Origin of the sequence: Thermosynechococcus sp. OHK43 (genome assembly GCF_014466085.1) — a bacterium.
Taxonomy (GTDB): Bacteria; Cyanobacteriota; Cyanobacteriia; order Thermosynechococcales; family Thermosynechococcaceae; genus Thermosynechococcus.
Genome location: NZ_JACOMP010000072.1, coordinates 1 through 5,801 on the forward strand (window position 1 = coordinate 1; position 5,801 = coordinate 5,801).

Here is a 5,801-nt window from a genome sequence, read left to right on the forward strand (position 1 = left end):
GGTACAAGGATACTCCCTCAGGGCTAGGGGTTCCTCTCAATCATGCTCTAGCTATGAAACCCTCTCTAAATTCGCCAAAAGGGACAGAAATGCTAACCAATTTAGTTAATCGAGTTCACTTTCGCTATTGGCGTGGCGATCTCTTTGGTGGGCTAACTGCCGCCATTGTTGCCTTGCCAATGGCCTTGGCCTTTGGGGTCACCTCTGGGGCTGGTGCAACGGCGGGACTCTACTGCGTGGTCTTTCTTGGCTTTTTTGCAGCTCTTTTTGGGGGCACGCCAACACTCATTTCCAATCCCACAGGGCCAATGACCGTCGTGATTACGGCAGTGATCACCCGACTGACCAGTGAATATCCCGAACAGGGGTTATCCATGGCCTTTACGGTGGTGATGCTAGCGGGCTGTTTTCAAATCCTCTTTGGTCTGTTGCGGCTGGGCAAATACATCACCCTCATGCCCTACACCGTGATTTCTGGCTTTATGTCGGGGATTGGCCTGATCATGATCCTGCTGCAAATTGGCCCACTGTTGGGGCACAGCAGTAAAGGTGGGGTCTTGGGGGCAGTGCAAAACTTGCCAGAGTGGATTCAAACACTGAACCCAGCGGCCCTTACTTTGGGCTTATTCACCCTTGGACTCATTTATTTCACACCCCAGAAAATTCGTCGGCTTGTGCCGCCACAGCTCCTCGCCTTGGTTTTGGGCACGATTCTATCAGTGGTCTTTTTTGCGGATGCCGGTTTGGCCCGCATTGGCACAATTCCCACTGGTCTGCCAGAGTTTGTGCCGCCGACTTTTACGCTGCCTGCTCTGAAAACGATGATTGTGGACGGGGCAATGCTGGGGATGCTCGGCTGTATTGATTCGCTCCTTACCTCGGTGATTGCCGATAGCATTACCCGTACCCAGCATGATTCCAATAAGGAACTGATTGGCCAAGGTATTGGTAACCTGCTGTCTGGCTTGTTTGGTGGTCTGCCCGGTGCCGGTGCCACGATGGGCACAGTGGTGAATATTCAAGCGGGAGGACGCACCTGCTTATCGGGTATGATCCACGCCGTGATTCTGCTGATGGTGGTGCTGTGGGCTGCACCGTTGACGGAACCGATTCCCAATGCGGTCTTGGCGGGGATTTTAATCAAGGTGGGGATTGACATCATCGACTGGAATTTTCTCAAACGTGCCCACCTCCTGTCGCTGCGGGCGGCTTTCATTATGTATGGCGTGATGCTGCTGACTGTCTTTGTGGACTTAATTGTAGCTGTGGGGGTTGGCGTCTTTATTGCCAATATGCTGACGATCAAGCGCTTGGCGGATCTGCAATCGGAGGAGGTGAAGGCGATTACCCACGCTGATGATCAAGCACCCCTGACCGCCGAGGAAAAAGCACTCTTCCACGAAGCTAAGGGTCAACTGTTGCTCCTCCACCTTGGGGGCCCGATGAGTTTTGGCTCCGCTTGGGCAATTTCGCAGCGGCAGGCAATCATGGCGGACTATAGGGTGCTGATTCTGGATGTCAGCAGTGTGCCGCTGTTGGGGGTGACGGCAGCGCTGGCCATTGAGTCGCTCATCCAAGAGGCGCAAAAGCATGGTTTAGCGATTTTTCTGGTGAATGGTTCGGCAGATAAGGTGCAACAGCGGCTCCAACGCTTTCGCATTTTGGATCGGTTGCCCGCTGATCATGTGGTGAGCGATCGCCGACAAGCCCTTGAAAAGGCCATCCAGTTTCTTCGCCAACCAAAGGAATTGCTGGAGGTGACAACGGGTAGCTAGGAATAGCGGGAGACGGCAGGGTTTCCCTGCACATACCACCGCCACGGAATCTCCTGCCCCTGGGAAATGCCAATGCGGGTGGTCTGCACCACCGGGTCTGTCAGGGGCTGGGGTGGTTTTTCTAACCAGAGACCGCTCTCTTGCCCTAGCATCAGGCCAGAAAGCCGGCGATCGATCCCCAGGACTCGGCACAGTTTTCCCGGACCAGCGGCCCTAGGGGGCGGCAAGGGCGGGCTGAGCATCTCTAGGGCACGAATGAGAACAGCACTGGCAAAGTTTGGGCGATCGCTAGCGATATTCAAGCAGTGGTGAATGCCATAGATTTGATAGACATAGATGGTGCCCGGTGCCGCAAACATGGGAGCATTGCGAGCAGTTTGGCGACGGTAGCCATGGCAAGCGGGATCCCCTGCCATATAGGCCTCGGTTTCGACAATGCGGCCACGGTAGAGCTGACCATTGGCCTGTTGGCGCACGAGAATACACCCCAGTAATTCTTCAGCGACCACTGGGGCAGGACGAGCAAACCAATCAAGGGGCAGACACTGGTCTTGCTCAATGGAAACTCTGTTCAAGCCACAAATCCTCCATCAAGGCATGGCGTAGCGGCCCATTCAAGCCAGAGACGGTGTAGAGCATTGCTTCACGATAGAGACGCTGCACGGTGTGACTCAACATTAAGGCACTGCCACCCGTTGTAATCAGGGCAGCTTGAGCTGCTTGGACGGCAAGGTGGATGGCGGCGGCGCGCAGTTGGGCATGGTAGGGGGGATTGACCTCCTCTAGCTCCCTTTGAATCTGGTCGTAAAGGCGGTGCCAGCGATCGCGCAAGTGGTGATAGAGGTCTTTGGCGTCGACACTCTCGGCTAGAATCTGCAAACTAGCACGGGCACAGCCCATGGGGGCGGCACTGCCCCGCAGCAACTGCTGGCGATCGCGAATAGCCAGCCAATCTGCCGCAGCGATACCCACCACCTCTGCCGGCGGGACTAACCAATCCACCAGCTCTGCCTGCACCGTTTGGGTTGAGGGCACAGCAGCTAGAGGTAGGGGCAATGAGAGGTGCAAAATGCCGCCGCCGGCCTGTTGGGCGTTGATAAAAGGCATGAGGGCAAAGAGAATACGCTGATCCGGTAGGGGAGCGGCAGCGATAAACATTGTCATGTGCTGAAAGCCACTGAGCCAGGGCAACGTTCCCCGCAGGAGATAGCCCTCACTGGTGGGTTGAGCTTGCAGCTCCCCTAGGTTGTGGCGCAGATGGGAAAAGCTGATACCCACCAACACCTGCCCCTTCATTAAGTCCGCCAAGTAGGCTTGGGCAACGCTCCCTTCAGGGTGTTCGAGAATGATGCCCAAGGCGGATTGATGTTGTGCCACCAAAAAGGCAAGGGCACCGGAGGTTTGTGCCAGTTGTAAGCTCAAATGCCACAGCGTACGGCGATCGCACTCCAATCCCCCGACTGCTTTGGGTACCCCCAAACGAAAAATGCCCAAGTTTCCTAAGGCTTGCAGGCTCTCCGATAAAAGGGAGTTTTGCTGATCAAGGCGGTTGGCCATGGGAGCGACCACGCCAGTGAGGTATGTCTGAATGTCCTTGAGAAGAGGCTGCGCTGCCAAATCAGCAAAAGCTAGGGCATCCATAGCTCAGGAGTAGGCCAGATGGGCACGGGGGTTGTAGGACTCAATGGCCTGAAGCTGCCGGTAGAGATCCCGTTCGGCATCGCTCAGTTGGGGCGGCAGCGTAATTACAATTTCCACCAGTTGGTCACCGCGATCGCCATCGGGACGAGGGTAGCCTTTACCCGCCAGTCGCAAACGCTGTCCTGTCCGTACCCCTGCTGGAACCATCATTTTTACCCAACCATCCAGGGTCGGAGCTTCAATTTGCCCCCCAAGGGCAGCCTCACTGGGGGTCACGGGCAGTTCACAGACAATGTCATAGTCCTCCAGGCGAAAGAGGGGATGGGGAGTCACTTGAATTTTCAGATAAAGATCACCGCCACCAGTGCCTTGACCCCGCAGCCGAATCCGCTGACCGGTAACCATCCCCGGTGGCAGCGTCACTTCTAGGGAGCGCCCATCTCCAAGGCGAATCCGCTCCCGTCCTCCTTCGTAGGCTTTTTCGAGGGGGATTTCTAGGGTGGCTTCAGCATCGCGACGACTCACAGCGGTATAGACGGTTTTGACGGTGCCGGGGCGAAAGTAGTCTGTCTCTATGGTAGACGAGCGACTGGGGGGATCCGCAGAAACCGTAGAAGTGCGGGGCGATCGCCGACCCAACAGTTGATCCAAAAACTCTTGAAAATTATCTTCACTGAGGTCGGGTTCTTCCCTAACACTAGTACCATTGCGACGAGCCATAGGGGTGCGTTGGGAAGGGCGAGTGCGAAAGCCAGGCTGTGACCAATATTCACCGTAGCGATCGTATTGCTCACGGCGAGCCGGATCACTGAGGACTTGGTAGGCTTCACTAATGTCTTTGAACTTCTCTTCAGCGGCGCGATCGCCGGGATTCAGATCGGGATGATACCGCCGAGCCAGCCGCCGATAGGCGCGCTTAATCTCCTCAAGGCTGGCATCCCGATCCACGCCCAAAAGCTGGTAGTAATCTCGAAAATTACGCATCGACAGTCCTAATCTACACTCACAGTTGCCGCAAAGAATACAAAAAAGCCCTACCAGTCGTCGTCATCCCAATCGTCCCATGGGGCTGAATCACTGCGCTGGGAGTAGCTGCGGGAACGCCGCGTGCGGGGTGGCTCATCCCATTCATCCTCATAATTATCGCGCCGCCGCTCTCGACCCCGCACCGCATCGAGACCTTTATTCACCGCTTCCCTAAGGTTGGGCAGCTTAAAGATCTCTTCATCGTCTTCCGCCTCCTCTTCCCTCAGGCGCAGTTGACGGACAAAGTCGTAGAGCCGCTCTTCAAGGGCAGCGTAGGTGAGGTCAATCTGGCGATCGTCCTCATTGCGAATGGCCTCCTGCAATTGCCGCACTAGAGCCTCAATACCACGGCGCTGCTCAGCGGCAAATTGATAGCCAAATTCCTGAGCCGCTTCCCGCAATTGGCGTTCAGCTCGGTTCATCAAATCCTGGGCGCGGTTGCGCTTCTCAATGCGGGCCCGCCGCTGGCGATCGCCCGCTGCATTGGACTCAGCATCCAAGAGCATCTGCTGAATTTCCTCTTCACTCAGGGTTGATGCCCCCTGAATGACCACACTTTGCTCACGGCCGCTAAAGCGATCCAAGGCCACCACTTGGAGCAGGCCATTGGCATCCAAGTCAAAGGACACTTGAATTTGGGGCACCCCCCGAGGCGCTGGCGGAATGCCGGTTAACTTAAAGCGTCCCAGGGACTTATTGTGGGCTGCCAGTTCCCGCTCCCCCTGAACCACGTGGATTTCTACTTGGCTTTGGTTATTTTCTGAGGTTGAAAAAATATCGGAGCGACGCACCGGAATCGTCGTATTGCGGGGAATCAGCACCTTAGTCACGCCGCCAATGGTTTCCACCCCTAGGGAAAGGGGCGTTACATCCAACAGCAGGATATCTTTCACATCCCCTGCGAGAATCCCTGCTTGAATCGCAGCACCGACAGCCACCACTTCATCGGGGTTGACATTTTGCTTCGGTTCACGGCCAATCATCTGCCGCACCAGATCCTGCACCATGGGCATCCGCGTCGCACCACCCACAAGTACCACGGCATCAATTTGACTGGGGGTTAAATGGGCGTCCATCAGGGCCTGTTCGACCGGATAGCGCAGCCGTTGCAGTAGGTCTTGGCTAAGGTCCTCAAATTGGCGACGACTGAGGGTGGTTTCAATGTGTTTCGGCCCCTCTGCTGTGGCAGTGACAAAGGGCAGATCGATATTGGTTTCCAGTAGGCCGGAAAGTTCAATTTTGGCTTTTTCGGCAGCATCAGTGAGCCGTTGCAGCGACTGGCGATCGCGCCGTAAATCCACTTTTTCCTGTTCGAGAAACTGCTCGGCCAGCCAGTCCACAATTTTCTTGTCAAAATCA

Annotated in this window: 5 protein-coding genes; 1 reads left to right on the top strand and 4 read right to left on the bottom strand. The window is 55.7% G+C overall.

The window, feature by feature from the left end; genetic code table 11:
- Nucleotides 1-89 precede the first annotated feature (89 nt).
- The gene (locus tag H8Q75_RS03125; RefSeq protein WP_297040421.1) at nucleotides 90-1,775 is read left to right on the top strand and encodes a SulP family inorganic anion transporter; all 1,686 of its coding nucleotides are present in this window, start codon (nucleotides 90-92) and stop codon (nucleotides 1,773-1,775) included.
- Here the strand turns inward: H8Q75_RS03125 and H8Q75_RS03130 are convergent.
- The 4 genes from H8Q75_RS03130 to H8Q75_RS03145 all read right to left on the bottom strand — a co-directional run.
- Nucleotides 1,772-2,350, bottom strand: a complete 579-nt coding sequence (locus tag H8Q75_RS03130) for a DNA-3-methyladenine glycosylase (protein WP_024125159.1) — start codon at nucleotides 2,348-2,350, stop codon at nucleotides 1,772-1,774. The genes H8Q75_RS03125 and H8Q75_RS03130 overlap by 4 nt on opposite strands.
- Nucleotides 2,331-3,416 carry an acyl-CoA dehydrogenase family protein gene (locus H8Q75_RS03135; RefSeq protein ID WP_024125160.1) on the bottom strand — a complete coding sequence of 362 codons (1,086 nt, stop codon included), beginning with the start codon at nucleotides 3,414-3,416 and terminating at the stop codon, nucleotides 2,331-2,333. The genes H8Q75_RS03130 and H8Q75_RS03135 overlap by 20 nt, the downstream gene beginning before the upstream one ends.
- Before the next feature lie 3 nt (nucleotides 3,417-3,419).
- Complete coding sequence (locus H8Q75_RS03140) at nucleotides 3,420-4,400, bottom strand: J domain-containing protein (protein WP_297040424.1); 981 nt, start codon at nucleotides 4,398-4,400, stop codon at nucleotides 3,420-3,422.
- Nucleotides 4,401-4,450: 50 nt separating this feature from the next.
- Nucleotides 4,451-5,801: Hsp70 family protein (locus H8Q75_RS03145; protein WP_297040426.1), on the bottom strand; the 1,351-nt coding region annotated here is incomplete at its 5' end.

What these genes read in the sequence shown, in the direction of transcription:
- H8Q75_RS03125 (WP_297040421.1), top strand. Translation starts at nt 90, where the DNA reads ATGCTAACCAATTTAGTTAATCGAGTTCACTTTCGCTATTGGCGTGGC.
- H8Q75_RS03135 (WP_024125160.1), bottom strand. Translation starts at nt 3,416, where the DNA reads ATGGATGCCCTAGCTTTTGCTGATTTGGCAGCGCAGCCTCTTCTCAAG.
- H8Q75_RS03140 (WP_297040424.1), bottom strand. Translation starts at nt 4,400, where the DNA reads ATGCGTAATTTTCGAGATTACTACCAGCTTTTGGGCGTGGATCGGGAT.